This window comes from Aeromonas genomosp. paramedia (assembly GCF_023093515.1).
Taxonomy (GTDB): domain Bacteria; phylum Pseudomonadota; class Gammaproteobacteria; order Enterobacterales; family Aeromonadaceae; genus Aeromonas.
In genome coordinates this window covers 55,499-79,244 of record NZ_JAAROG010000028.1, presented here as the reverse complement: position 1 = coordinate 79,244, position 23,746 = coordinate 55,499, and the positions used below count along the sequence as shown (strand labels likewise).

22 protein-coding genes are annotated in these 23,746 nt (G+C 60.6%); 11 read left to right on the top strand and 11 right to left on the bottom strand.

Annotated elements, in window-relative coordinates:
• The first annotated feature begins 125 nt into the window (after positions 1-125).
• From glnA to add, 5 genes are all read left to right on the top strand, one after another.
• Positions 126-1,535: a glutamate--ammonia ligase gene (glnA, locus tag HB860_RS19780; protein ID WP_025325354.1), complete on the top strand. Its 1,410-nt coding sequence runs from the start codon at positions 126-128 to the stop codon at positions 1,533-1,535.
• Between the two features lie 198 nt (positions 1,536-1,733).
• Positions 1,734-2,309 carry a DUF4124 domain-containing protein gene (locus HB860_RS19775; RefSeq protein WP_247627703.1) on the top strand — a complete coding sequence of 192 codons (576 nt, stop codon included), beginning with the start codon at positions 1,734-1,736 and terminating at the stop codon, positions 2,307-2,309.
• A gap of 86 nt (positions 2,310-2,395) precedes the next feature.
• A complete protein-coding gene (gene glnL, locus HB860_RS19770; protein ID WP_139437660.1) occupies positions 2,396-3,451 on the top strand; it encodes a nitrogen regulation protein NR(II) in 1,056 nt (351 codons plus the stop codon).
• 9 nt (positions 3,452-3,460) lie between these two features.
• Positions 3,461-4,879, top strand: a complete 1,419-nt coding sequence (glnG, locus tag HB860_RS19765) for a nitrogen regulation protein NR(I) (RefSeq protein ID WP_106885257.1) — start codon at positions 3,461-3,463, stop codon at positions 4,877-4,879.
• 142 nt (positions 4,880-5,021) lie between these two features.
• Positions 5,022-6,023, top strand: coding sequence for an adenosine deaminase (gene add, locus HB860_RS19760; RefSeq protein WP_247627702.1), 1,002 nt, complete (start codon positions 5,022-5,024; stop codon positions 6,021-6,023).
• A 68-nt stretch (positions 6,024-6,091) separates the two neighbouring features.
• Here the strand turns inward: add and hemN are convergent, their stop codons facing one another.
• The 4 genes from hemN to HB860_RS19740 all read right to left on the bottom strand — a co-directional run bounded on the left by hemN (position 6,092) and on the right by HB860_RS19740 (position 9,937).
• Complete coding sequence (gene hemN, locus HB860_RS19755; RefSeq protein ID WP_247627701.1) at positions 6,092-7,465, bottom strand: oxygen-independent coproporphyrinogen III oxidase; 1,374 nt, start codon at positions 7,463-7,465, stop codon at positions 6,092-6,094.
• 31 nt (positions 7,466-7,496) lie between these two features.
• The gene (locus tag HB860_RS19750; protein WP_247627725.1) at positions 7,497-7,937 is read right to left on the bottom strand and encodes a DUF2489 domain-containing protein; all 441 of its coding nucleotides are present in this window, start codon (positions 7,935-7,937) and stop codon (positions 7,497-7,499) included.
• Positions 7,938-7,948: 11 nt separating this feature from the next.
• On the bottom strand, positions 7,949-8,524 hold the full coding sequence (yihI, locus tag HB860_RS19745; protein ID WP_139437654.1) for a Der GTPase-activating protein YihI: 576 nt from the start codon (positions 8,522-8,524) through the stop codon (positions 7,949-7,951).
• A 795-nt stretch (positions 8,525-9,319) separates the two neighbouring features.
• On the bottom strand, positions 9,320-9,937 hold the full coding sequence (locus HB860_RS19740; protein WP_342059285.1) for a c-type cytochrome: 618 nt from the start codon (positions 9,935-9,937) through the stop codon (positions 9,320-9,322).
• A 143-nt stretch (positions 9,938-10,080) separates the two neighbouring features.
• Here HB860_RS19740 and yihA point away from each other — a divergent pair, with 143 nt between their 5' ends.
• Positions 10,081-10,737, top strand: coding sequence for a ribosome biogenesis GTP-binding protein YihA/YsxC (gene yihA / locus HB860_RS19735; RefSeq protein ID WP_202047937.1), 657 nt, complete (start codon positions 10,081-10,083; stop codon positions 10,735-10,737).
• A gap of 990 nt (positions 10,738-11,727) precedes the next feature.
• Here yihA and aroE read toward each other — a convergent pair.
• The 7 genes from aroE to HB860_RS19700 all read right to left on the bottom strand — a co-directional run bounded on the left by aroE (position 11,728) and on the right by HB860_RS19700 (position 17,817).
• The gene (gene aroE / locus HB860_RS19730; RefSeq protein ID WP_247627700.1) at positions 11,728-12,549 is read right to left on the bottom strand and encodes a shikimate dehydrogenase; all 822 of its coding nucleotides are present in this window, start codon (positions 12,547-12,549) and stop codon (positions 11,728-11,730) included.
• A 104-nt stretch (positions 12,550-12,653) separates the two neighbouring features.
• Positions 12,654-13,562 (bottom strand): oxygen-dependent coproporphyrinogen oxidase, encoded by a 909-nt coding sequence (hemF, locus tag HB860_RS19725; RefSeq protein ID WP_247627699.1) that lies wholly within the window; start codon positions 13,560-13,562, stop codon positions 12,654-12,656.
• Between the two features lie 108 nt (positions 13,563-13,670).
• Positions 13,671-14,231 (bottom strand): Sua5/YciO/YrdC/YwlC family protein, encoded by a 561-nt coding sequence (locus HB860_RS19720; RefSeq protein WP_247627698.1) that lies wholly within the window; start codon positions 14,229-14,231, stop codon positions 13,671-13,673.
• A gap of 301 nt (positions 14,232-14,532) precedes the next feature.
• The gene (locus tag HB860_RS19715; RefSeq protein ID WP_139745007.1) at positions 14,533-15,090 is read right to left on the bottom strand and encodes a DNA topoisomerase family protein; all 558 of its coding nucleotides are present in this window, start codon (positions 15,088-15,090) and stop codon (positions 14,533-14,535) included.
• A gap of 55 nt (positions 15,091-15,145) precedes the next feature.
• On the bottom strand, positions 15,146-15,619 hold the full coding sequence (locus HB860_RS19710) for a DUF494 family protein (protein WP_025325340.1): 474 nt from the start codon (positions 15,617-15,619) through the stop codon (positions 15,146-15,148).
• The gene (dprA, locus tag HB860_RS19705; protein WP_247627697.1) at positions 15,612-16,727 is read right to left on the bottom strand and encodes a DNA-processing protein DprA; all 1,116 of its coding nucleotides are present in this window, start codon (positions 16,725-16,727) and stop codon (positions 15,612-15,614) included. The genes HB860_RS19710 and dprA overlap by 8 nt, the downstream gene beginning before the upstream one ends.
• 1 nt (position 16,728) lies before the next feature.
• The gene (locus tag HB860_RS19700; RefSeq protein WP_247627696.1) at positions 16,729-17,817 is read right to left on the bottom strand and encodes a LysM peptidoglycan-binding domain-containing protein; all 1,089 of its coding nucleotides are present in this window, start codon (positions 17,815-17,817) and stop codon (positions 16,729-16,731) included.
• A 108-nt stretch (positions 17,818-17,925) separates the two neighbouring features.
• Between HB860_RS19700 and def the strand changes: the two genes are divergently transcribed.
• The 5 genes from def to HB860_RS19675 all read left to right on the top strand — a co-directional run bounded on the left by def (position 17,926) and on the right by HB860_RS19675 (position 23,741).
• Complete coding sequence (gene def, locus HB860_RS19695; RefSeq protein ID WP_043132215.1) at positions 17,926-18,438, top strand: peptide deformylase; 513 nt, start codon at positions 17,926-17,928, stop codon at positions 18,436-18,438.
• A gap of 12 nt (positions 18,439-18,450) precedes the next feature.
• Positions 18,451-19,395, top strand: coding sequence for a methionyl-tRNA formyltransferase (gene fmt, locus HB860_RS19690; protein WP_202047931.1), 945 nt, complete (start codon positions 18,451-18,453; stop codon positions 19,393-19,395).
• 60 nt (positions 19,396-19,455) lie between these two features.
• Entirely contained in the window at positions 19,456-20,748 is a 1,293-nt protein-coding gene (gene rsmB, locus HB860_RS19685; RefSeq protein ID WP_247627695.1) for a 16S rRNA (cytosine(967)-C(5))-methyltransferase RsmB, read from the top strand.
• An 80-nt stretch (positions 20,749-20,828) separates the two neighbouring features.
• Positions 20,829-22,205 carry a Trk system potassium transporter TrkA gene (trkA, locus tag HB860_RS19680; protein ID WP_139437629.1) on the top strand — a complete coding sequence of 459 codons (1,377 nt, stop codon included), beginning with the start codon at positions 20,829-20,831 and terminating at the stop codon, positions 22,203-22,205.
• 93 nt (positions 22,206-22,298) lie between these two features.
• Entirely contained in the window at positions 22,299-23,741 is a 1,443-nt protein-coding gene (locus HB860_RS19675) for a TrkH family potassium uptake protein (RefSeq protein ID WP_139437627.1), read from the top strand.
• Positions 23,742-23,746: the final 5 nt, after the last annotated feature.

The following is a 23,746-nucleotide window of genomic DNA, read 5'->3' as shown; positions in this document are numbered from 1 at the left end:
TCCCGACAGCCTGAAAGGGTGCAAATGCCCTGAAATCAAGCTGTCACAAACTTGGCACGATACTGGCTTATGTGAATGTGATGACGCATTCACCCAAAGAGTTTTAACACCGGAGGTTACTTAGCATGTCAGCCCAGAACGTTTTGGCCCTGATCCAGGAACACGAAGTCAAGTTTGTTGATCTACGTTTTACCGACACCAAGGGTAAAGAGCAGCACGTATCCATTCCTTCCCACCAGGTCGACGAAGACTTCTTCGAAGACGGCAAGATGTTCGATGGCTCCTCCATCGGCGGCTGGAAGGGCATCAACGAGTCTGACATGGTGCTGATGCCGGATCCGGCCTCCGCCAAACTGGACCCGTTCACCGAAGAGACCACGCTGAACATCGTCTGTGACGTGCTTGAACCTGCCACCATGCAAGGCTATGACCGCGATCCGCGCTCCATCGCCAAGCGTGCCGAAGATTTCCTGAAAGCCAGCGGCATCGCTGACACCGTGCTGTTCGGGCCGGAGCCGGAATTCTTCATGTTCGACAACATCACCTTCTCCAACACCATGGGCCACAGCTTCGTGAAGATCGAATCCGAAGAAGCTGCCTGGAACTCGGGTACCGAGTACGAGCACGGCAACAAGGGTCACCGTCCCTTCGTCAAGGGCGGTTACTTCCCGGTTGCGCCGGTTGACTCCTCCCAGGACATCCGTGCCGCCATGTGTCTGGTGCTGGAAGAGATGGGCCAGGTCGTTGAAGCTCACCACCACGAAGTGGCCACTGCCGGTCAGAACGAGATCGCAACCCGCTTCAACACTCTCACGCTGAAAGCTGACGAAGTGCAGGTGCTGAAGTACGTGATCCACAACGTGGCCCACGCCTACAACAAGACTGTCACCTTCATGCCGAAACCCATGTTCGGTGACAACGGCTCCGGCATGCACTGCCACCAGTCCCTGGCCAAGAACGGTGTCAACCTGTTCGCCGGCGACCTGTACGGTGGTCTGTCCGAGATGGCGCTGCACTACATCGGCGGCATCATCAAGCACGCCAAGGCCATCAACGCCTTCGCCAACCCGACCACCAACTCCTACAAGCGTCTGGTGCCGGGCTATGAAGCCCCTGTCATGCTGGCCTACTCCGCCCGCAACCGCTCTGCCTCCATCCGTATCCCGGTTGTGCCGAGCCCGAAAGCCCGCCGCATCGAAGTGCGCTTCCCGGATCCGGCTGCCAACCCCTACCTGGCCTTCGCTGCCCAGCTGATGGCCGGTCTGGACGGTATCATCAACAAGATCCATCCGGGCGATGCCATGGACAAGAACTTGTATGACCTGCCGCCGGAAGAAGCCGCAGAAGTGCCGACCGTTGCCGGTTCCCTGGACGAGGCCCTGTCCGCACTGGATGCTGATCGCGAGTTCCTGACCCGTGGCGGCGTCTTCAGCGACGACTTCATCAACTCCTACTTGGAGCTGAAGCAGCATGACGTGGATCGTGTCCGCATGACCCCGCACCCGCTGGAGTTCGAGCTGTACTACTCCGTCTAATCCGGTGTCCTTGCTTCATCATGACAAACCCGCCATCTGGCGGGTTTTTTATCTAAGGGGCTGAAATATCATGACCCATGGCCTCACACAGCATGGGGCATACGGCTCGTCTAGCCCATTCTTCACCGCGGATCCGACAATAAGCCCGACATTTTTTTCTCTGATAGGATTAAGGTGAACCCCGTCAAGGAGAGATGGATGAAAACAGTACACCCGACATGGACGCTGGGCCTCTTGCTGATGATCTCCTGCACCGCCCAGGCGGCCAGAGTCTATTCCTGGATAGATCCCCAAGGGGTGACCCATTACACAGACGCCCCTCCCCCCGGCAAGAACGCCAGGGAAATAGACCTGCGGGTCTCCCCCCTCATCGGCACCTCGCCCCACTCCGTCCAGGTCGACGACTTCAACAGCCTGACCGGCGTCGATGCCAGGAAGGCCCTGGAGGCCGCACCCCTGGAGATAGAACTGCTCTCCCCCGAGCCGGGCAGCACACTGCGCGACAACACGGGCAACATCGTCTTCCAGGCCCAGGTCCATCCCCAGCCGCCGGTGCAATATGACGTGCGCCTGCTGCTGAACGACAAGGCCATTCCCCTCGTTCACAACAGCCTGGCCATCCGGGTGGAGAACCTCCCTCGCGGCGCCTACGAGGCGCGGCTCGAGCTGCTCGCCAAAGACGGTACGATCCTTGCTAAATCCAAAGCAGCCACCTTTTACCTGCATAGAACGACTGTGAATCAGGCTCCCAAAGCCACCCCCAAGGCCAATTAGGGGTGATGTGACGCACCGATGCGGGTAAACTCAATGCACCATATCGGTGCATAACAGGTGTAAAGCACCGTTTTAGGGAGAAACCTGTGCCAACCCGCTTGGATCACGCCAAGACACTCTTGGACAACCTGCTGACCGCCGTCATCCTGATGGATGAGCGGCTCTGCATTCAATTCGTCAACCCGGCGGCCGAACAGCTGCTTTCCCTCAGCGAACGGCGACTGATCGGGATCGAACTGCCCCATCTGCTGGAGCACATCTCCCTCGACCTGCAACGATTCAAGCAGTGCCTCATTTCAGGGCAGGGCTTCACCGACAGCGAAGTCACCCTGGTGGTGGAGGGAGAGCCCAGGCTGGTGGAGATCAGCGTGAGCCCCATGGCCGACCACGAGCAGCGGCTGATGGTGGTGGAGCTGCGCAAGATCGATCAGCAGAAGAAGATCAGCCAGGAGCTGCAGCAACATGCCCAGCAGCAGGCCGCCAAGGAGCTGGTGCGCGGGCTGGCCCACGAGATAAAGAACCCCCTCGGGGGATTGCGCGGCGCCGCCCAGCTGCTGCAAAAGGAGCTGCCTGACCCGGCCCTGCGTGAATATACCGGCATCATCATAGAGCAGGCCGACCGGCTGAGGGTGCTGGTCGATCGTCTGCTCGGCCCCCAGCGACCGGGACGCCATCAGATGCACAATGTGCATTCGGTGCTGGAGCAGGTGCGCCGTCTGGTGGATCTGGAGCTGCCGCCCCAGATCCGCATCGAGCGGGATTACGACCCCAGCATTCCCGAGTTCGAGATGGAGCCGGACCAGCTGCAGCAGGCGTTTCTCAACATAGTCCGCAATGCCGCCGAAGCCCTCGGCGATCAGACCGGGCTCATCCGCATCAAGACCCGCACCGCCTTCCAGATCACCATCCACGGCCAGCGCTACCGCCTGGCCGCCGAGATCAAGATCGTCGACAACGGTCCCGGCATTCCCGATGCCATTCGCGACACCCTCTTCTACCCCATGATCACCGGCAAGGAGGGGGGCACAGGCCTCGGCCTCTCCATCGCCCAGAACCTGATCGATCAGCACAAGGGACGCATAGATTGCATCAGCTGGCCCGGCCACACCGAATTCACCATCTACCTACCACTTCGCAAGTAAGGGAACCTCATGACAGCAAAAGTGTGGATCGTCGATGACGACAGCTCCATCCGGTGGGTCCTGGAGCGCACCCTTGGCAGCGAAGGCTTCGAATGCGAGAGCTTTGCCGATGGCGAAGCCCTGCTGAGCTCGCTGGAGATGCGCTCACCGGACGTGATCCTCTCCGATATCCGCATGCCGGGCATAGACGGCCTCAGCCTGCTGGAGCAGATCCACCGCCGCCAGGCCGATCTGCCCATCATCATCATGACGGCGCACTCGGATCTCGACAGCGCGGTCAACGCCTACCAGCGCGGCGCCTTCGAATACCTGCCCAAGCCGTTCGACATCGACGAGGCTGTCACCCTGGTGCGCCGCGCCGAGAATCATCTGAAAGAGCAACGCACCAAGCGCAAGGCACGCCAGCAGGAGGCCACCACCACCCCGGAGATCATCGGTGAGGCTCCCGCCATGCAGGAGGTGTTTCGCGCCATAGGCCGACTGTCGCGCTCCAGCATCTCGGTGCTCATCAACGGCCAGAGCGGCACCGGCAAGGAGCTGGTCGCCCATGCCCTGCACAAGCACAGCCCGCGCGCCCACAAGAATTTCATCGCCCTCAACATGGCGGCCATCCCCAAGGATCTCATCGAATCCGAACTGTTCGGCCATGAGAAGGGGGCCTTCACCGGCGCCAACAACATACGTCACGGCCGCTTCGAGCAGGCCGACGGCGGCACCCTGTTTCTCGACGAAATAGGCGACATGCCCCTGGACGTCCAGACCCGGCTGCTGCGGGTGCTGGCGGACGGCCAGTTCTACCGGGTCGGCGGCCATCAGCCGGTGCAGGTGGATGTGCGGATCATCGCCGCCACCCACCAGAATCTGGAAAAACGGGTCGCCGACGGCGAATTTCGGGAGGATCTGTTCCACCGCCTCAACGTCATCCGCATCCATATCCCCGCCCTCAAGGAGCGCCGGGAGGACATACCCCAGCTGGCCCAGCACTTCCTGCTCAGAGCCGCCAAGGAGCTGAACGTGGAGGCAAAGAGCCTGCACCCGGATACCCAGACCTACATCAGCCGCCTGCCCTGGCCGGGCAACGTGCGCCAGCTGGAGAACGTCTGCCGCTGGCTGACCGTGATGGCCTCCGGTCAGGAGGTGCTGGTCGGCGATCTGCCCACCGAGCTGCTGACCCCCATCACCAGCACGGCGGAGCCCGGCCAGCCCGCTCTGACCGGTGGCTGGCAGCAACAACTGCAGGACTGGGTGGCCGCCAAGCTGGCGCTGGGGGAGACCGACATCCTGGCGGATGCCATGCCCCAGTTCGAGCGGATCATGCTGGAGACGGCGCTGGAGCACACCCATGGCCACAAGCAGGAGGCCGCCCGCCTGCTTGGCTGGGGTCGCAATACCCTGACCCGCAAGCTCAAGGAACTCGACATTCCCTGAGTCTGCGGGAAAAACGATTACCATCACGCCTTGAGGGAAAGCCTGACCAATCAGACCCCGTTTGCCTGCAAACGGGGTATCTTTTTCAAGATCCCCGCCTAGAATGACAGGCTTTCCAACCCGACTCGCAGAAGGCGCCACCATGATTGACAGATCCCTCCCCCTGACCGACCTGCACCGCCATCTGGATGGCAACATCCGTCCGCAGACCATTCTCGAGCTGGGTCGCCTGCACAACATCCAGCTGCCGGCCGATGAGCTGGAAGCCCTGCGCCCTCACGTGCAGATCGTCGAGAACGAGCCGAGTCTGGTGGCCTTCCTGAAGAAGCTGGATTGGGGCGTGGCCGTGCTGGCCGATTACGATGCCTGCCGCCGGGTCGCCTACGAGAACGTGGAAGATCTGCTGCGTGCCGGCATCGATTATGCTGAGCTGCGCTTCAGCCCCGCCTACATGGCGATGGCCCACAAGCTGCACCCGCAGGGCGTGGTGGAAGCCATCATAGACGGAGTGGCCGCCGGCAGCCGCGACTTCGGCATCAAGACCAACCTCATCGGCATCATGAGCCGCACCTTCGGCACCGAACAGTGCAGTCAGGAGCTGGCTGCCTGTCTGGCCCACCGCGACAAGCTGGTCGCCATCGATCTGGCCGGTGACGAGCTGGGCTTCCCGGGCACACTCTTCACCGAACATTTTCGCAAGGTGCGGGATGCGGGCATGCGGGTGACAGTGCACGCCGGTGAAGCGGCGGGCCCCGAAAGCATGTGGCAGGCCATTCGCGATCTCGGCGCCGAGCGCATCGGCCACGGCGTCAAGGCCATCCAGGATCCGGCCCTGATGGCCTATCTGGCGGAGCACCGCATCGGCATCGAGTCCTGCCTCACCTCCAACATCCAGACCACCACGGTCGCCAGCCTGACCGAGCACCCGATCCGCCAGTTCCTGGCCGCCGGCGTGCTGGCCTGCCTCAACACCGACGATCCCGCAGTGGAAGGCATCGACCTGCCCCACGAATACGAGGTGGCCGCCCCGGCCGCCGGCATGACGGCGAGCGAGATCCGCACCGCCCAGCAGAACGGCCTGACCCTGGCCTTCCTGAGCGATGGCGAGAAGGCCGAACTGAGCGCCCGCGCGGCTCAACGCTGAGTGCAGGCAAGTCCAATAAAAAAACCGCCGAAAGGCGGTTTTTTTATGTAGAGAACCTGGCCGAGGGCTCAGATCACCCGGGAGAACTGCTGCTGGCGCGCCTTGCTGCGCAGGTAGACGTCGAAGCACATGCAGATGTTGCGAATGAGCAGCTGACCGGTGGAGACCACCTCAAGGCCGTCATCTGTCAGGCGCACCAGACTATCGTCGATGAAGGTCTGCAGCAGTTTGAGATCCTCGGCGAAGTACTCCCGGAAGACCAGGCCATGGGCCTGCTCGACGGCGGCGAAGTTCAGGGAGAAGTCGCAGATGAGGCGCTTGATCACCTCGCGGCGGATCAGGTCGTCCCGGTTGAGGGAACACCCCTTCCACTGGGCGTGGCCGAGCGTCTCCACCTGGGCGTAATAGGTTTTGAGGTCCTTCTGATTCTGGGAATAGGCATCTCCCATCATGCTGATGGAAGAGACCCCCAGCCCCAGCAGATCGCAATCCCCCTGGGTGGTGTAGCCCTGGAAGTTGCGGTGCAGCTTGCCCTCGCGCTGGGCCACCGCCAGCTCGTCATCTGGCTTGGCGAAGTGATCCATGCCGATGAACTGATAACCCTGACCGGTGAGGAAGGCGATGGTGTCCTGCAGCATGGCCAGCTTCTCCCGGGGGGCCGGCATGTCCTCCTCCTTCAGCTTGTGCTGGGCGGCGAAGCGGCTCGGCAGATGGGCATAGTTGAAGATGGAGAGGCGGGCCGGATCCGTCTTGAGCACTTCCTCCAGGGTGTGGTGGAAGCTCTCCCGGTTCTGGTGCGGCAGGCCGTAGATGAGATCCAGGTTGGTGGAGCGGAACCCCAATGCCCGGGCGCGCTCCAGCATGGCGCGGATAAAGTCGTTGTCCTGCTCCCGGTTGACCGCGACCTGCACCGCCTTGTTGAAATCCTGCACGCCGAGGCTGATGCGGTTGAAACCCAGCTCCCGCAGCACGTCCAGCATGGAGAGTTCGATCTCGCGCGGGTCCACCTCTATGCTGATCTCCCCCTCCTCGGCGAAGTGGAAGTGCTCCCGCAAGATGGCCATCAGGCGACGGGTCTGCCCCTCGCTCAGATAGGTGGGGGTGCCGCCACCCCAGTGCAGCTGGGTCACCAGCCGGTTCTTGAACAGGGGGGCTTGCGCCTTGATCTCCTGCTCGAGGTAATCGAGGTATTGATCGGCCTTGTGCTGGTGACGGGTGATCACCTTGTTGCAGCCGCAGTAGTAGCAGAGCTTGTGGCAGAAGGGGATATGCACGTAGAGCGACAGATTACGCGCCGGATACTGGCCCGCGGCCTGGACGAAGTCCGGATAACCGAAGCCCTCGTTGAACTCCAGCGCGGTGGGATAGGAGGTGTAACGCGGGCCGCTGTAGTTATATTTCTCGATCAGGGCCTGATCCCACACAATCTGTTCTGCTTGCACGCTTGCTTCCTCTTTCTTTGTTATCCAGGGCTCACCGGCTTAGCTGAAAGTCCTTCAGTCGGGCGACATCCTTGAGGATCTGCGCCTCCAGCTCGGCCTCGTAGCCGCTGCGCTCGAGATCCATCTTCATCACTTCGTTGCGCTTGAGGGCTCGCCTCGCCTCGTGAGTCGGCATCTCCTTCACCTTCTCGTAGAGGCCATAGAGACCGGGGAATTCACTGGCGAAGGCCCGTCCACCCTTGATCTGCAAGGCGTCCAGCAGGTTGGTCAGCCGGATGGCCCCCTCCGAGTAGTCGCACTGACCATCCCGTACCGCATGGGCGATCACCCTGACGCTGTCGAGGATGCGCTCGTTGCGGGCCGTGATGGCCTGCCGCTGCATGTCGTGCTGACGCTTGAGACGCGCCAGCAGGGTGCCGGCATAGACAGCCAGCCCCAGCAAGACAAGGCCCCCCAACAGGGCGGCCAGCATCCATCCACTCATCACTTCTTCTTCGGCTCTGGCTTGGGTTCGGGCTGATAGTCAACCTGGCTGAAACGCTCCCACAGCTCCTCCTCGGAGGCTGGCTGTCTCGGCTCTTCATACTCGACCTCGTCAAAATCACCGTCGTCATCTTCGTCGGTGTCTATGATGCCGAGCTCGTCCATCAGCTCCTGATAGCGATCGACGCGCTGATCGACCCAGGCCTGCTCGGCCGCTTCCAGGGTTTCACCGGCATCCAGTCGATCCAGCAGATCGTTCAGGCGATCATCATTCTCGATGGAGGCCAGCTCCTGCTCGGGCGTCATCACCAACTTCTTCTCTTTTTGCGGCTTGGGCGCCACCGGCTTGCTCTGCTTCTCTTCCACGATCAGCACGACCGGCTTGCGGGAGCCGATGCGCGGATCCTTGGCCTGCTTGCCACTGCCGCCCTTCTTGCCCTGCTCGACCTGCTGACGGGAGCCCGCCTTCAAGCCCTTGCGCTTGGCGGCGCGTTTGCGCTCGCGACCTTCCAGGGCACTGGCATCTGATTCTTTGCGCTTGCCGGTAGGCTTGCGGGTGGGTTGTTTGGCCGACATGAATGACTCCGACAAATAACTGGATTGAAACCCCCGGGATTGTTTCGTCCGGGGAGGATGCTGAAGCGGGGAACAGTAAATCTGGAACAAGAGTGGGATCCCGCACCAATTCGACCATATTCGGTCGCTGAACACCGCAGGATCGGCATCCTCTGGGCATGTTGCTGGTATTTTGACACAGAATGCCTTGGCGGGTTAATGACCCAGCAGAAAAAAGGCAGCCGAAGCTGCCTTGATCCTGTCATGCGAGTCCCATTCCCTGGCTGCAAATCGCCTTATCCCTGGGCGTACCTCTGCGCATCATGTCGTTAGGTCTTCCTGACCCTTGTTGCTCGATCCTGAATGTGCGTGTGCTTGTCTGACCCATGCGGACAACATCCGGTCGTCTTTCTGGGGTGGTTGCCTCCCGCAGCCCCGCTCATCCCTGGCGGTCACCATCCTGGTCTCTGACTCTCCTGCTCATTACTTGCCTGCTGAGCCGACTCCCTGTCCAACCCGGACGCCAACAGCTCGCCCGGTCGTTCCATGGGCTCACTGTAACAATTTCGCTGCGTGGCTCAATCCACCCGGCATGCTTTCAAACGAAGATAAGTGGTCATCTCATTTTTAACATATTGAAAGTTATAGCTTCTGCGTCGAAGGCCGAACACTGTTTCAGCCCCGACCGAACTCGGAAATGGGGGATCTCTTACAACAATGCAGGGCATTTGCAGACATGGCACCGGAAGCCCCAAAAGAGAACAGGGAACCTTGATAGTTCCCTGTTATGTTCAACAAGCTAGATTCAGGACCTTATCAGTGCAGACCCGCCACGTATCTGGAGAGCGCCTCGATGTCCTGATCCGTCAGCTTCTTGGCCACATCCCGCATCATGCCATTGGGGTCATTGTCACGGGCTGCCGCACGGAAGGCGGTGAGCTGCGCCTTGATATACGCAGGGTGCTGCCCCGACAAGCTGGGATACTTGGCCTGCTCGACGCCGGAACCGCGCGGACCATGGCAGGCGGTACAAGCGGCCAGACCACGTCCCATGTCGCCTCCCATATAGAGCGCCTTGCCTGCGGCAACCACGTCATCGGGCACGGCAACCGGAGTCACCTTCTGGCTGGAGAAGTAGGCGGCCAGGTCGTCCATATCCTGATCGGACAGAGGCAACGCCATGGGTCCCATGATGGGAGCAACCCGACCAGTTTGGCCAGAAGCTGCAGCCTTCAGTTCAACTAATTGTTTTTTGATATATGATGCGTGCTGACCAGCAATCTTGGGATACATGTCGACTGGGCTGTTGCCGTCCGGTCCATGACAGGCCGCACAGACGGCAGCCTTGGTTTGTCCCGCAGCGGCATCGCCCTTGGCTTGTGCCATCCCAGTTACGCCAACCATCAGAGCAAGTGTAATGACTAGGTTCTTCATGGCGTTCCAACTTTCTCGTTATTAGGCTTCCAGATCCCATGCCGCCGAAGGCATGTTAAAATAAACGCGTTTAAGCGACGCCATTTTACACGATTTCACAAAAAAGTAACTCTATAACCCTCTATCTCTATGGGGAATTTACGTTGGATACACAAACTCTGAATTTCAATAAGGTGCATTTTGTGACCAGCGCACCCGACATCCGCCACCTGCCAAATGATGGGGGTGTCGAGATTGCGTTTGCCGGGCGTTCCAACGCCGGTAAATCATCTGCATTGAATACCTTGACCAAACACAAGAACCTGGCACGGACCAGTAAGACACCGGGTCGTACCCAGCTGATCAACCTGTTTGAACTGGAGCCGGGCAAGCGCCTGGTCGACTTGCCGGGCTACGGTTATGCGCAGGTTCCACTGGAAATGAAGCTCAAGTGGCAAAAGTCACTGGCTGAATACCTGCAGCGCCGCGAATCCTTGAAAGGTCTGGTGATCCTGATGGACATTCGCCATCCGCTCAAAGAGACCGACATGAACATGCTGGAGTGGAGCTCACACCGCGAACTGCCTGTGATGCTGCTGCTGACCAAGGCAGACAAACTGAGCCCGGGTCCCCGCAACAACCAGGTGATCAAGGTGCGCCAGGCAGTAGCCGAGCTGGGTCCGCAGATCCAGGTTGAAGCCTTCTCCTCCCTCAACAACATAGGCGTCGAGAAGCTGGCCCAGACCCTGAGCGGCTGGTATCTGTCCAATGCCGAGGCAACTCCAACCGACACAGAAGAAGACCACCAGATCGAGGAGTAAATCGCTCCTCTTCTTGCTGCAATGAGCGGAGTTGGCCCTCCGCTGATTGAAAGACTTTCAGTTTTCCCCTGCCCGGGCCAGTCCCCACTCCCCCTTCTGTTACAACTCATCCCTATTTCTTATAATTCTTTATAATCATAGAGATAGAACGTTAGGATGTTGTGAAAATTAACTTGCCCCCTCTTTGACACCGTTTTCATCTCTCCCACCAGACAAGCCGGGAATAATGCCGAACATCAACGAAACTGAAAGTTTATTACAACAAGGGGATAGGAAGGGATAAAAATGAGGCCAGTCTCGCTATCGCGGACCGGCCTGAAGAAATGAGTTCAAAAAATTGGGAAAAAGCGAGTTCTCGAGAACAAAGACGATTGGTTTTCCTCAAGAAACATCCCTATTCTAACAAAAGATCGCCCAATTTAAAGCATTTACTCTAAACTATTCGCATAAAAAAACACCCCGACGATGACTCATCGGGGCTGCTATTCAGCCACATTCAATTACGTGAAATAAAAGGTCTGAAAGATAGAACATCTTACCTCTGTACCCTACGCTGATAACTGTACAGCAAAGCAGCAGAAAGTGAAAGTAATTTATGTAATTTAGTTTCACTCAGGATGGATGATGGAAATTTCTATGTTTTTCAAAAAGATAAAAAAAATCCCCAGTATAAATACCGGGGAGTTATAAAGGTGACTAGCTAGCACTTTCTCAACTATCTAGTTAGTCAGCACCATTTCGCACAAGTTCCGCTGCTTTGAGAAAAAACTTGATAAACGCGAACAACGCGAGCTTAAAAACACCGTAACATATTGTTATTTATCGATTTAAATCCCATTTCAACATGGTGCCAATTTCACTCTCCTACCCGAGGGGAGCACTTTCCCCGAGGACGAGAGAGGTTCTGCCCAGATACCAGAGGGTGAGGTTGCCAGAGCCCGTCTGCGGGACTGCACATTCGCGGTTGTGCCACTCCCAGCCCAAACCTACTTACAAGGTGCCCAGGTTGCGCTTCAGCTCTCTCAACACCTGCTTGGTGCCAGGCCGGATGCCGCGCCACACGGTAAAGGCTTCGGCAGCCTGTTCCACCAGCATGCCGAGCCCATCCATGGTCTGACGGGCACCATGCTGCTTGGCCCAGCCAATGAAGGCCGTGTCCGTCGCACCGTACATCATGTCGTAAATGGCGATATCGGCGTGGATCAGGGCAGGCGCCAGCGGCGGCAGCTCCCCTTGCAGACTGGCGGAAGTGGAATTGATGATTAGATCGAACGGTCCCGCCAACTGCTCGTAAGTCTTGGCACTGAGCGCACCCAGATCCTGAAATTCGGCAGCCAGCTGCTGCGCTTTTCCATGAGTTCGGTTGGCGATGACCAGCTCGCCCGGCTTCTCCGCCAGCAGCGGCGCCAGCGCACCGCGAGCCGCCCCACCGGCCCCCAGCAACAGAACCCGGCTGCCTGCCAGCGTCACCCCATGGGACTTGAGATCGGCTACCAGCCCGGCGCCATCGGTGTTGTCCCCCAGCAGCACGCCATCATCCGTCAGCTTGATGGTATTGACCGCGCCTGCCCGCTTGGCCCTTGGACTCAGTCGATCGACCAGGGCGAATGCCTGCTCCTTGAAAGGCACTGTGACATTGCACCCCTTGCCTCCCTGGGCAAAGAAGCTGCGCAGGGTAGCTGCAAACTCGTCGACGGCGGGCTCGGCCAGCCCATACTCCAGCTCTTGCTGGGTCTGTCTGGCGAACAGGGTATGAATGAAGGGGGACTTGCTGTGGCGCACCGGGTGGCCAAAAACCAGATAACGATCCATCAAAGAGTTCCATCAGAGGGTGATCACCCGATTTAACGGGTTTTCTCAGTCGGGAACAAGCCGAATATCGGCCAGTAAAAAGGGGCCCGTCATGGCCCCTCGAGTCACAGCCACTCTCGTGGCGTGAGGTAGTCGGTATAGAGCAAGGCCTCGGGGCTGCCCGCCTCCGGCTGCCAGTCGTACTCCCAGCGAGCCAGGGGGGGCATCGACATCAGGATCGACTCGGTACGCCCGCCAGTCTGCAACCCAAACAGGGTGCCCCTGTCATACACCAGATTGAACTCCACATAACGGCCGCGACGATAGAGCTGGAACGCCCGCTCCCGCTCGCCATAGGGCAGCACCTTGCGTCGCTCGACGATGGGCAGATAGGCATCGAGATAACCCCGACCTACCGCCTGCATGAAGGCGAAGCAGTCTGCAAAGGGCCAGCGGTTCAGATCATCGAAGAAGAGGCCACCCACACCCCGGGTCTCGTTGCGATGCTTGAGGAAGAAGTAGCGATCGCACCAGGATTTGAACTCGGGGTAGATCTGGTCGCCAAAAGGCTGGCAGAGATCACAGGAGACCTGGTGCCAGTGCTGCACATCCTCGGCAAACGGATAGAAGGGCGTCAAATCGAAACCGCCGCCAAACCACCAGATGGGCGCCTCGCCCTCTTTCTCGGCGATGAAGAAACGGACGTTGGCATGGCTGGTCGGCACATAGGGGTTGTGCGGATGGATCACCAGCGAGACCCCCATGGCCTCGAACTTGCGGCCGGCCAGTTCGGGGCGGTGAGCGGTCGCCGACGCCGGCATGGCATCGCCATAGACATGGGAGAAGTTGACCCCGCCCTGCTCGATCACAGCGCCATGGCGCAGCACCCGGGTACGGCCTCCACCACCGCCTTCGCGGCGCCAGGCATCCTCCACGAAGTGTCCGGCGCCGTCAGCCTGCTCCAGTCCCCGACAGATCTCGTCCTGCAACTGCAGCAGGAAGGCCTTGACCTGGGCCACATCCGGTTTGCTCATCTTGTCTCCAGTCAGGCAGGCTCTTGATCGTCCCGTCCATTTTATATTGTGGTGTCACGCCATGAGCACATCGCCCGTCATGACTGCAAATCAGGCACTTGCCGCCCCTCAGGAGGGACGAATGATGGCGCCGGTACGGGCGTCCTTGATCTCGGATGGATTGGCTTGTCCCCCGACTTCGCCGGGCAGGACATAAGCCAGCTGGCTTGCCAGCAGCTCACCTATCTCGGCCACCCGACGGGCAGGCTCCTCGCCGGTCAGGTTGGCACTGGTCGAGACCAGAGGTTTGCCAAAGGCGCGGCACAGGGCCTGCACCTGAGGATGGGCCGTGACGCGCACCGCCAGGGTATCGAACTGTCCGGTCAGCCAGGCTGGCGTGGTCGCACGGGCAGGCATGATCCAGGTGAAGGGGCCGGGCCAGCTCGCCTGCACGCGCGCAAGCTGCTCGCTGCTGAGCTGGCTCAGGTCGATGTAATCCTGCAGTTGGGCCAGATCGGCGGCGATCAGGATCAGGCCCTTCTCCACCGGACGCTGCTTGATGGCCAGCAGGCGCTGAACCGCGGCCTCGGAGTCGGGATCACATCCCAGGCCAAAGACGGCCTCGGTGGCATAGGCGATCACCCCTTCGCTGTGCAGGGCGGCGATCGCTTGTTCAAATTCGTTTGGCATAGAAAAAATGCGACAGCCGGGCTGCCACCTCTCATCACTGGGTTGTAAGTTGAACCGACATGAGGGACCTTGGTGCCCTCACCTCTTCAGTACATTCGGACGTTTGACCCGCCAGAGCGCCGGCTCATCATAGGCCAGTGCAGCGCCTGCGATGCCGGGCAGGTCAAGAGGCTGGCGGCGCGGCGACATCGGGATCGGCGCCCAACGGCACGGCCATAAAGGGGCGGTTCACGGCAAGGTGATAAATCCAGATGAAACACTCCCTTGCCAGCAAGCTGCCAGCGGGCTTATGGCGGCAGGATTATACCCGCTCAATCTGATGACAGCATTTCTTTTGCGGGCAGACCCAGCGCAGACTCCCTCTCACTTTCTTCTCGATCATGATGCCCCAGCCACACTCGGGGCAGGGCATGGGAACAGGCTTGTCATTCACCACGTACTTGCAGTGAGGATAGGCATCACAGGAGTAAAACTGTTTGCCATAGCGGGAGGTGCGGCTCACCAGATGGCCCTTGCCGCACTCCGGGCAGAGGATCTGGGTATCATCGCTCTCCTGCAGGGACTCGATATGCTGGCAGGCCGGATACTGGGTACAGCCCACGAACAGACCGTAGCGCCCCTTCTTGATCGCCAGCGGCTGGCCACAATCGGGGCAGGCCGATCCTTCGAGCACCTTTTCGATGTCGCGGCCGGAGGGCGTCAGGGAACGAATGTAATCACAGGAGGGGTAGGCCGAACAGCCCAGGAAGGGGCCATGCTTGCCCTGACGGATCACCAGCTCGGCACCACACTGCGGGCACGGCTCGCGCTCGAATGCATGTTCGTGGGCAGAAAAGAGGTGATGATCGATTTTTGACATGGGCCGCGCCTTGGAATCCAGATGGCCTGAATTCTACCAGCGCGGCACCGGACTGTCAGTGAATGACACCGTCTGACTCGTCAAACACCAGCTCCTCCATCTGCTGGTAGGCATTCTCACTGCCCGGGACGTTGAACAGCACCATCATGACGACCCACTTCAGGTCATCCAGCTCGATATCCGGCTTGTCCAGCTCCAGCAAGCGCTCGATACAGATCTCGCGGGTTTCGGCGTTGAGCACCTGGGCCTGTTCCAGGAACAGCAGGAAACCACGGCACTCTGTGCTGAGGCGAGCCAGCTCTTGCGGGGCGTAGATCCGCATCGAACCTTGCGCGCTGGCGGTGACATACACCTCCCGCTCGCTGTCATGCAGATTGGCCAGTCGTTCCAGCCAGTTGAGCGCCTTCTCAATCTCGTCCTGATTGAATCCAGCCCGGCTAAGTTCGTCGGTGAGTTCATCCTGCTCGACCATCACATCTGCATCGCTGTGGATGTAGGTCTCGAAAAGGTACATCAATACATCAAACATGATTCGCCCTCCTCGCTCTGACGTATCCACCGGCTACCGCCATCACTGCACCGGCCAGCTCCAGCTCTACCAACCTGCCCAATACCACTTCGACAGGAAGCTGGGCCCGCTCGGCAACGGTATCCACGCTCGTGGTCTCATAATCTACGTTATCCAACAAATCGGCATAAGGCAATTCGCTATTATGCAATGGCTCGGGAGAAGGGTTCGCCAGCCTCTTTAATGGCACAAGGGCAGGCAGCTCTTCCATGACATCTGCCGCATTCAATACCAGCTTGGCCCCTTGCTGAAGCAGGCGATTGCACCCCGCAGCCTGGGTATTTTGCGGCGCACCTGGGACGGCAAAGACCTCTCGGCCCTGCTCCAGCGCGTAGCGGGCTGTGATGAGTGAGCCGCTCTGCTCGGCCGCCTCCACCACCAGGGTGCCCAGCGACAGGCCGCTGATGATGCGATTGCGGCGAGGGAAATGTTCCGCCAGCGGTCCCTGGTCCGGCGCCAGCTCGGAGACAAGCAGACCGCCGTGCTCGAGGATCTGCATCGCCAGGCCCTGATGGCGCTTTGGATAGAGGCACTCAAGCCCGGAGCCCAACACCGCCAGCGTCACACCGCCCGATGCCAGGGCCTGCTGGTGACAGATGCCATCGATGCCCAGCGCCAATCCGGAGGTGATCGCCAGGCCGCACTCCACCAGCTCGGCACACAAACGGGCGGCGTTGTCCTTGCCTGCATAGGTGGGGTGACGAGTTCCCACCATCGCCAGCTGTGGCAGGGAAAGGGCTGCGAGATCCCCGCGGCAATAGAGCAGCAAGGGGGCGGCGGGGCTCTCTTTGAGCAAGGCAGGATAGGCGGGGTCATCGAGACAGAGGAGGTGATTGCTAGGCGCTTCGGCCCAGCTCAGCCCCTGATCCACAACCGGCAGGGGCCATCTCATCTGCTGAATTTGGGCGCTCTGCAGACCAAGCGATCGCAGGGTGCCATCGTCTGAGTCAAACAGAGCGGTGATGTCGCCACCAAAATGGGCCAGCAGGCGCGCGGCTGTGACCGGGCCTATGCCGGTCACCGCATCCAGCGTCAGCCACAGCGACAGCCGCCCGAGTGGAAGTGGCACGTCAGAAGTTACTGACCTGATAACCCGAGCTGACCAGGTCCTGGCTCTGCAGGATGAGGCCATAACTCAGCTTGTCATACACCTTGAACAGCATGACCCTGGCAACCGCTTCGGCGGGCAGGGACGACTTGCCAGCAGAGTGAAATGCCTTGTCATAGACGGATGCATATTCCCGATACGAGACCTTGCCATTCTTGTCCACCATATCGGCACCCGGACGCAGGATCTCGAGCACATCGCCTGGCGCAATCTGATCCCGCTGCCCCTTGTTGATGAGGACAACGTCGAACTTGCCTCCTCCGCGCACCTTGGTCGGCAGCTCTATCACATAACCGGGGGAAATCACCGGCGCCGCCTTTGGCATGAAGACGGCAGAGAGGCTCTCCTGCGGTGGCAACGGGATGACCTTGTCTCCCTGAAACACCTCGCGCCGGCTGTGCGTCAGCGTGACTCTGGTGCTGTCGTTGGCCTGGCGATCCTCCGCCCGCACAGTGCCGACAAAAATCGCCTCCTGGCCGAGTTGCTCACCGGTCAGCTTGTCCTTGTAAGTCACCCCGGGGCGATAGAGGCCGTAACTCTGACCCGGATTCAGCGCCCCATGTACATAGAGGGTGTCCCCCTCCAGCATGCCGATATGCTTGTCATTATTGCCAAGCACATAGGGCAGCTCCTTGCTCTGCTGGCTGTCGGCCAGAATGTGATCGGTTTGCAGGAAGGGTACTATCTCGCTGAGGGGCAGGGTCGGAATGGGATTGGCCTTGTTCTCGTAGCGATTCTTGGGAGACAGGTGAATAACCTGCTTGCCGCCCTGACTGGCCTTGCCCAGACGCGGCTCGCCGTTGACCCAGCTCAGGTGCAGCACGTCGCCTGGGTAAATCCAGTGTGGATTGGCAATCTGGGGATTGATGTTCCAGAGACGTGGCCAGAGCCAGGGTTCGGCCAGATACTGGCCCGAGATATCCCAGAGGGTATCCCCCTTCTGCACCACATAACTCTCGGGATAGCCGGATTTCAGCGTCAACTGCTGTGCCATGGCACCATTGGCCAGGGCTGTCGCCAGACAGGCGAGGATGATTTGCTTCAGATGCATAACACTCCCTGTTACTTCTGCACGCAAAGTGTTGCTGTTTTTTGTCGACGTAAATGACTAGAATTACGTCAATATTGACTGCGTTTACATGAAACTAAAGAAAAAACTATGGCCATTCTAGATGTATTGCGTTTCCCCGATGAGCGCCTGCGCACAGTCGCAGCCCCTGTCGAGACCATTACACCCGAGTTACAACAGATTGTAGATGATATGTTCGAAACCATGTACGCGGAGGAAGGCATAGGCCTGGCCGCGACTCAGGTCGACGTTCATCAGCGCATCATCGTCATCGACGTCTCTGAAGACCGTGAAGATCAGCTGGTGCTGATCAACCCGGAAATCCTGGAGCAATCAGGCAGCACCGGTATCGAAGAGGGTTGCCTCTCGGTCCCCGGCAGCCGCGCCCTGGTGCCGCGCGCCGAGTGGGTCAAGGTCCGGGCGCTGGATCGCCACGGCAAGCCATTCGAGCTGGAGGCGGACGATCTGCTCGCTATCTGCATACAGCATGAGATGGATCATCTGGTCGGCAAGCTGTTTGTGGATTACTTGTCCCCGCTCAAGCGCCAGCGCATCCGTCAGAAGCTGGAAAAGATGGCCCGCGAAGATCGCAAAGTCCTCTGAGGATCTGCCCCATTGAACAAGCTGAAACTGATTTTTGCCGGTACCCCCGACTTCGCCGCCCGTCACCTGGCGGCGTTGTTGTCTTCCGACCATGAGGTCGTCGCCGTTTACACCCAGCCCGACAAGCCCGCGGGCCGCGGCCAGAAACTGACCGCCAGCCCGGTCAAGGAGCTGGCGCTGGCCCACGATCTGCCGATCTACCAGCCCGCGTCCCTGCGCAATGAAGAGGCCCAGGCCGAGCTGGCCGCCCTTGGCGCCGATCTCATGGTGGTGGTGGCCTACGGCCTGATCCTGCCCAAGGCGGTGCTCGACACCCCGCGGCTTGGCTGCCTCAACGTGCACGGCTCCCTGCTGCCCCGCTGGCGCGGTGCCGCCCCCATCCAGCGCGCCATCTGGGCGGGGGATGCCGAAACCGGCGTCACCATCATGCAGATGGATGTGGGGCTGGATACCGGCGCCATGATCCGCAAGGTGAGCTGCCCCATCGCCAGTGACGAGACCTCCGCCAGCCTCTATGACAAGCTGGCCGAGCTGGGCCCGCAGGCGCTGGTCGACACCCTTGATGCCATGGCCGCCGGTGACACAGCGGCCGAGGTGCAGGACGATGCGCTGGCCAACTATGCCCAGAAGCTCTCCAAGGAAGAGGCGCGCATCGACTGGTCCATGGAGGCCGTCGCCATCGAGCGCTGCATCCGTGCCTTCAATCCCTGGCCCATCAGCTGGTTCGAGGTCGCGGAGCAGACCATCAAGGTGTGGCAGGCCGAGGTCATCGACAGCGACCATGGCCAGAGCGCCGGTACCCTGCTCAAGGCCGACAAGCAGGGGATCGACGTCGCCACCGGCAAGGGGGTGCTACGTCTGCTGACCCTGCAACCGCCCGGCAAGAAGGCCATGTCCGTCCCGGATCTGCTCAACTCTCGCCGCGACTGGTTTGAACCCGGCACGCAATTGCATTGAACTGGATTGAATTGACACAAGCGGGGCCCAGGCCCCGACTTGCGCATCTAAGGTAACTCTATGAAAACACGTGCACAGGCCGCTCTCGTTATTCAACAGGTGCTGGATCAGGGCCAATCCCTCTCCGCTGTTCTGCCTGCTGCCCAGGAGAAGGTGGCGCCTCGCGATCGCGCCCTCCTGCAAGAACTCTGCTACGGCACCCTGCGCTGGCTGCCCCGTCTCGACGCGGCGGTGAGCGAGATGATGGACAAGCCGCTCAAGAACAAGAGCCGCATCTTCCACTATCTGATCCTGGTCGGTCTCTATCAGCTCATCTACACCCGCATTCCGGCGCATGCCGCCGTGGCCGAGACCGTCAATGCCGTCAAGCTGCTCAAGGGCACCTCACTGCGCGGCCTCATCAACGGCGTGCTGCGCAACTTCCAGCGCAGCGCCGAAGTCATACTGCTGCGCATCGATCGGGTGCCCAGCATCCGCCTCGGTCACCCCGAGTGGCTCACCAAGCGTCTGCGCCAGGCCTATCCCGAAGATTGGGAGTTCATCATGGAGGCCAACAACCAGCGCCCCCCCATGTGGATCCGCAACAACAGCCAGCGCCAGAGCCGCGAGCAGATGCTGGCCCGCATGGCCGAAGTGGGTATCAATGCGGTGGCCGGCGAAGAGGGTGAGGATTGCATCCTGCTGGAGCGCCCTTGCGACGTGACCAAGCTGCCCGGCTTCGAAACCGGTGACTGCTCGGTGCAGGACTGTGCCGCCCAGCAGGCCGCACGCCTGCTCGATCCCCAGCCGGGTGACTGGGTGCTGGACGCCTGCGCCGCCCCCGGCGGCAAGACCGCCCACCTGCTGGAGCTGCAGCCCGCCCTCGCCGGTGTGGTGGCCGTGGATGCCGACGAGAACCGCCTCACCCGGGTGCAGGAGAACCTGGATCGCATCGGCCTCACCGCCCGGGTGATCCACGGGGATGCCAGCACCCCGGATCTGTGGTGGCCAGAGGGCCAGTTCGACCGCATCCTGCTGGACGCCCCCTGCTCAGCCACCGGCGTCATCCGCCGCCATCCGGACATCAAGTGGCTTCGCCGGGATCAGGACATCCGTGAGCTGGCCGAGCTGCAGCGCCGCATTCTGAACGCCCTCTGGGCGAAGCTGAAGAGCGGCGGCACCCTGCTCTATGCCACCTGCTCGGTGCTGCCGGAAGAGAACCGTGACCAGATCCGCGCCTTCCTGGCTGACACCAAGGATGCCCGTCTGGTGCCGCTGCACCAGCAGGACACCCCGGATTGCCCGGGTCGCCAGTTCCTGCCCGGCGAGGCGGAGATGGACGGCTTCTATTATGCCAAGCTGATCAAGCTGTAGGCCGTGCAGTCGGATGCCGAGTCCGGGCGACAGGCTGGCTTGCCTCGTTTCGAAGCAACAATCTTGAGTAAGATGTCCATATGAAAATCATCATTCTGGGTGCGGGTCAGGTGGGTGGCACCCTGGCGGAAAACCTCGCCGGCGAGAACAACGACATCACCATAGTCGACACCGACAGCGACCGCCTGCGGGAGCTGCAGGACAAGTTCGACCTGCGGGTGGTGAACGGCCACGGCGCCCACCCCAGGGTGCTGCGGGAGGCGGGAGCCCAGGATGCGGACATGCTGGTCGCGGTCACCAACAGTGACGAGACCAACATGATCGCCTGTCAGGTGGCCTACTCCCTGTTCAACACCCCGAACAAGGTGGCGCGGATCCGCTCCCCCGCCTATCTGGTGGAGCGGGATCGCCTGTTCCTGCCGGAATCCGTGCCTGTGGATCACCTGATCGCCCCCGAACAGCTGGTGACCGACTATGTGCGTCGTCTCATCGAGTATCCGGGTGCACTGCAGGTGGTTGATTTTGCAGGTGGCAAGGTGGGCCTGGTGGCGGTCAAGGCTTACTACGGCGGCCCCCTGGTGGGCAATGCCCTCTCCACCCTGCGGGATCACATGCCGAACATCGAGACCCGGGTAGCCGCCATCTTCCGCCAGGGTCGCTCCATCCGCCCGCAAGGCACCACCATCATAGAGGCGGATGACGAGGTGTTCTTCGTCGCCGCCGCCGGCCACATCCGGGCCGTGATGTCGGAGCTGCAACGCCTGGAGAGTCCCTATCGCCGCATCATGATAGTCGGGGGCGGCAACATAGGTGCCGGTCTCGCCCGCCAGCTGGAGAAGCGCTACAGCGTGAAGCTGATCGAGCGCAACCAGAAGCGGGCGGAGCAGCTCTCGGAGAACCTGGAACACACCATAGTCTTCTGCGGCGACGCGGCGGATCAGGAGCTGCTGGCGGAGGAGCACATCGATCAGATCGACGTCTTCATCGCGGTGACCAACGAGGACGAGGCCAACATCATGTCGGCCCTGCTCGCCAAGAAGATGGGTGCCAAGAAGACAATGGTGCTGATCCAGCGCGGGGCCTATGTGGATCTGGTGCAAGGCGGCTCCATCGACATCGCCATCTCGCCCCAGCAGGCCACCATCTCGGCCCTGCTGACCCATGTGCGCCGTGCCGACATCGCCAACGTCTACAGCCTGCGCCGCGGCGCCGCCGAAGCCATCGAGGCCATCGCCCACGGTGACGAGAACACCTCCAAGGTGGTGGGCAAGACGGTGGGCGAGCTCAAGCTGCCGCCGGGCACCACGATCGGCGCCGTGGTCCGGGGGGATGAGGTGCTGATCGCCCACGATCGCACCCAGATCCAGCAGGATGACCATGTGGTGATGTTCCTGGTGGACAAGAAGTACATCCCGGAAGTGGAACGCCTGTTCCAGCCCAGCCCTTTCTTCCTGTAAGCACCCCATGCAACAGGCTGCGACATTCAGACCCGGACACTTCCCAGAGGGAAGGTCCGGGTCTTTTTTCAATCAACGACCAGGTTATCTTGCATGATCAAGCTGCGTCCCATCGTCTTCACCCTCGGGCTGGTGCTCTCCAAACTGGCCCTCTTCATGTGGCTGCCCACCCTGCTGGCGCTGCTCACCGGCTCCGAGGGTTTCGTCGAGTTTCTCAAGTCCGTGCTCATCACCCACGGTGCCGCCCTGCTCTGCCTGCACTACGGGCGCAAGGCCGAGTTTCACCTCGGGGTAAGGGAGATGTTCCTGCTCACAACCTCGGTCTGGGTGGTGGCCTGCATCTTCGGCGCCCTGCCCTTCGTCTTTATCACCCATATCGGCTTTGCCGACGCCTACTTCGAGACAATGTCAGGGGTCACCACCACGGGATCCACAGTGCTGTCGGGGCTCGACGGCATGGCCCACAGCATCTTGCTGTGGCGCTCCATCCTGCAGTGGCTCGGGGGCGTGGGCTTCATCGTGATGGCGGTGGCCGTGCTGCCCTACCTCAACGTCGGCGGCATGAAGCTGTTCCAGACCGAGAGCTCGGATTGGTCGGACAAGAGCGCGCCCCGCGCCAAGACGGTGGCCAACAACATAGTGGTGGTCTATCTGGTGCTCTCCATGCTCTGCTTCCTCGCCTACTGGGTGAGCGGCATGACGCTGTTCGAGGCGGTCAACCACGCCATGACGACCCTCAGCACCGGGGGCTACTCCACTTCGGACCAATCCATGTCCCACTTCTCCAACGAGGCGCACTGGATCGGCACCCTCTTCATGTTCCTCGGCGGCCTGCCCTTCCTGCTCTATGTGCAGGCCCTCTCCCGCCGTGACAACAGCCTGCTCAAGGATGCCCAGGTACAGGGCTTCTTCTGGCTGGTGGTCTGGGTGACCCTCATCGTCACCTTCTATCTGTGGTTCAGGGACATCTACGGCTTTATGGATGCCCTGCGCATCAGCAGTTTCAATATTGTCTCGGTGGTTACCACCACAGGCTATGGCCTCGGCGACTTCGGTACCTGGGGCCCGCTCACCAGCATCATCTTCATGATCCTGCTGGCGCTCGGCGCCTGCTCCGGCTCCACCTCGGGCGGCCTCAAGATCTTCCGGGTGCAGGTGGCCTTCGCCCTGTTCAAGAAGCAGATGCGCCAGCTGATGCACCCCTCCGGCGTCTTCCCCCAGAAGTACAACGGCCGCCCGGTGAACGACGCCATCATCCGCTCCCTGATCTCCTTCGTGCTGGTCTACTTCGCCGTCATACTGCTGATCGCCGCCCTGCTCGCCGCCATCGGCCTGGATCCCCTGACAGCCATCTCGGGCTCCATCACCGCGGTGGCCAACGTGGGCCCGGGCATGGGCCCCGTCATCGGGCCCAGCACCAACTTCGCCAGCCTGCCGGACTCGGCCAAGTGGATACTGTCGTTCGGCATGCTGCTGGGGCGGCTCGAGATCCTGACGGTGGCGGTGATCTGCTTCCCCTCGTTCTGGCGGCAATGAGGCTG

Excerpts from the sequence above, each read along its gene's own strand:
- glnA (WP_025325354.1), top strand. The coding sequence starts at position 126 with ATGTCAGCCCAGAACGTTTTGGCCCTGATCCAGGAACACGAAGTCAAG.
- HB860_RS19775 (WP_247627703.1), top strand. The coding sequence starts at position 1,734 with ATGAAAACAGTACACCCGACATGGACGCTGGGCCTCTTGCTGATGATC.
- glnG (WP_106885257.1), top strand. The coding sequence starts at position 3,461 with ATGACAGCAAAAGTGTGGATCGTCGATGACGACAGCTCCATCCGGTGG.
- add (WP_247627702.1), top strand. The coding sequence starts at position 5,022 with ATGATTGACAGATCCCTCCCCCTGACCGACCTGCACCGCCATCTGGAT.
- HB860_RS19750 (WP_247627725.1), bottom strand. The coding sequence starts at position 7,937 with ATGCTGGCCGCCCTGTTGGGGGGCCTTGTCTTGCTGGGGCTGGCTGTC.
- yihI (WP_139437654.1), bottom strand. The coding sequence starts at position 8,524 with ATGTCGGCCAAACAACCCACCCGCAAGCCTACCGGCAAGCGCAAAGAA.
- HB860_RS19740 (WP_342059285.1), bottom strand. The coding sequence starts at position 9,937 with ATGAAGAACCTAGTCATTACACTTGCTCTGATGGTTGGCGTAACTGGG.
- aroE (WP_247627700.1), bottom strand. The coding sequence starts at position 12,549 with ATGGATCGTTATCTGGTTTTTGGCCACCCGGTGCGCCACAGCAAGTCC.
- hemF (WP_247627699.1), bottom strand. The coding sequence starts at position 13,562 with ATGAGCAAACCGGATGTGGCCCAGGTCAAGGCCTTCCTGCTGCAGTTG.
- HB860_RS19720 (WP_247627698.1), bottom strand. The coding sequence starts at position 14,231 with ATGCCAAACGAATTTGAACAAGCGATCGCCGCCCTGCACAGCGAAGGG.
- HB860_RS19715 (WP_139745007.1), bottom strand. The coding sequence starts at position 15,090 with ATGTCAAAAATCGATCATCACCTCTTTTCTGCCCACGAACATGCATTC.
- HB860_RS19710 (WP_025325340.1), bottom strand. The coding sequence starts at position 15,619 with ATGTTTGATGTATTGATGTACCTTTTCGAGACCTACATCCACAGCGAT.
- HB860_RS19700 (WP_247627696.1), bottom strand. The coding sequence starts at position 17,817 with ATGCATCTGAAGCAAATCATCCTCGCCTGTCTGGCGACAGCCCTGGCC.
- def (WP_043132215.1), top strand. The coding sequence starts at position 17,926 with ATGGCCATTCTAGATGTATTGCGTTTCCCCGATGAGCGCCTGCGCACA.
- rsmB (WP_247627695.1), top strand. The coding sequence starts at position 19,456 with ATGAAAACACGTGCACAGGCCGCTCTCGTTATTCAACAGGTGCTGGAT.
- trkA (WP_139437629.1), top strand. The coding sequence starts at position 20,829 with ATGAAAATCATCATTCTGGGTGCGGGTCAGGTGGGTGGCACCCTGGCG.
- HB860_RS19675 (WP_139437627.1), top strand. The coding sequence starts at position 22,299 with ATGATCAAGCTGCGTCCCATCGTCTTCACCCTCGGGCTGGTGCTCTCC.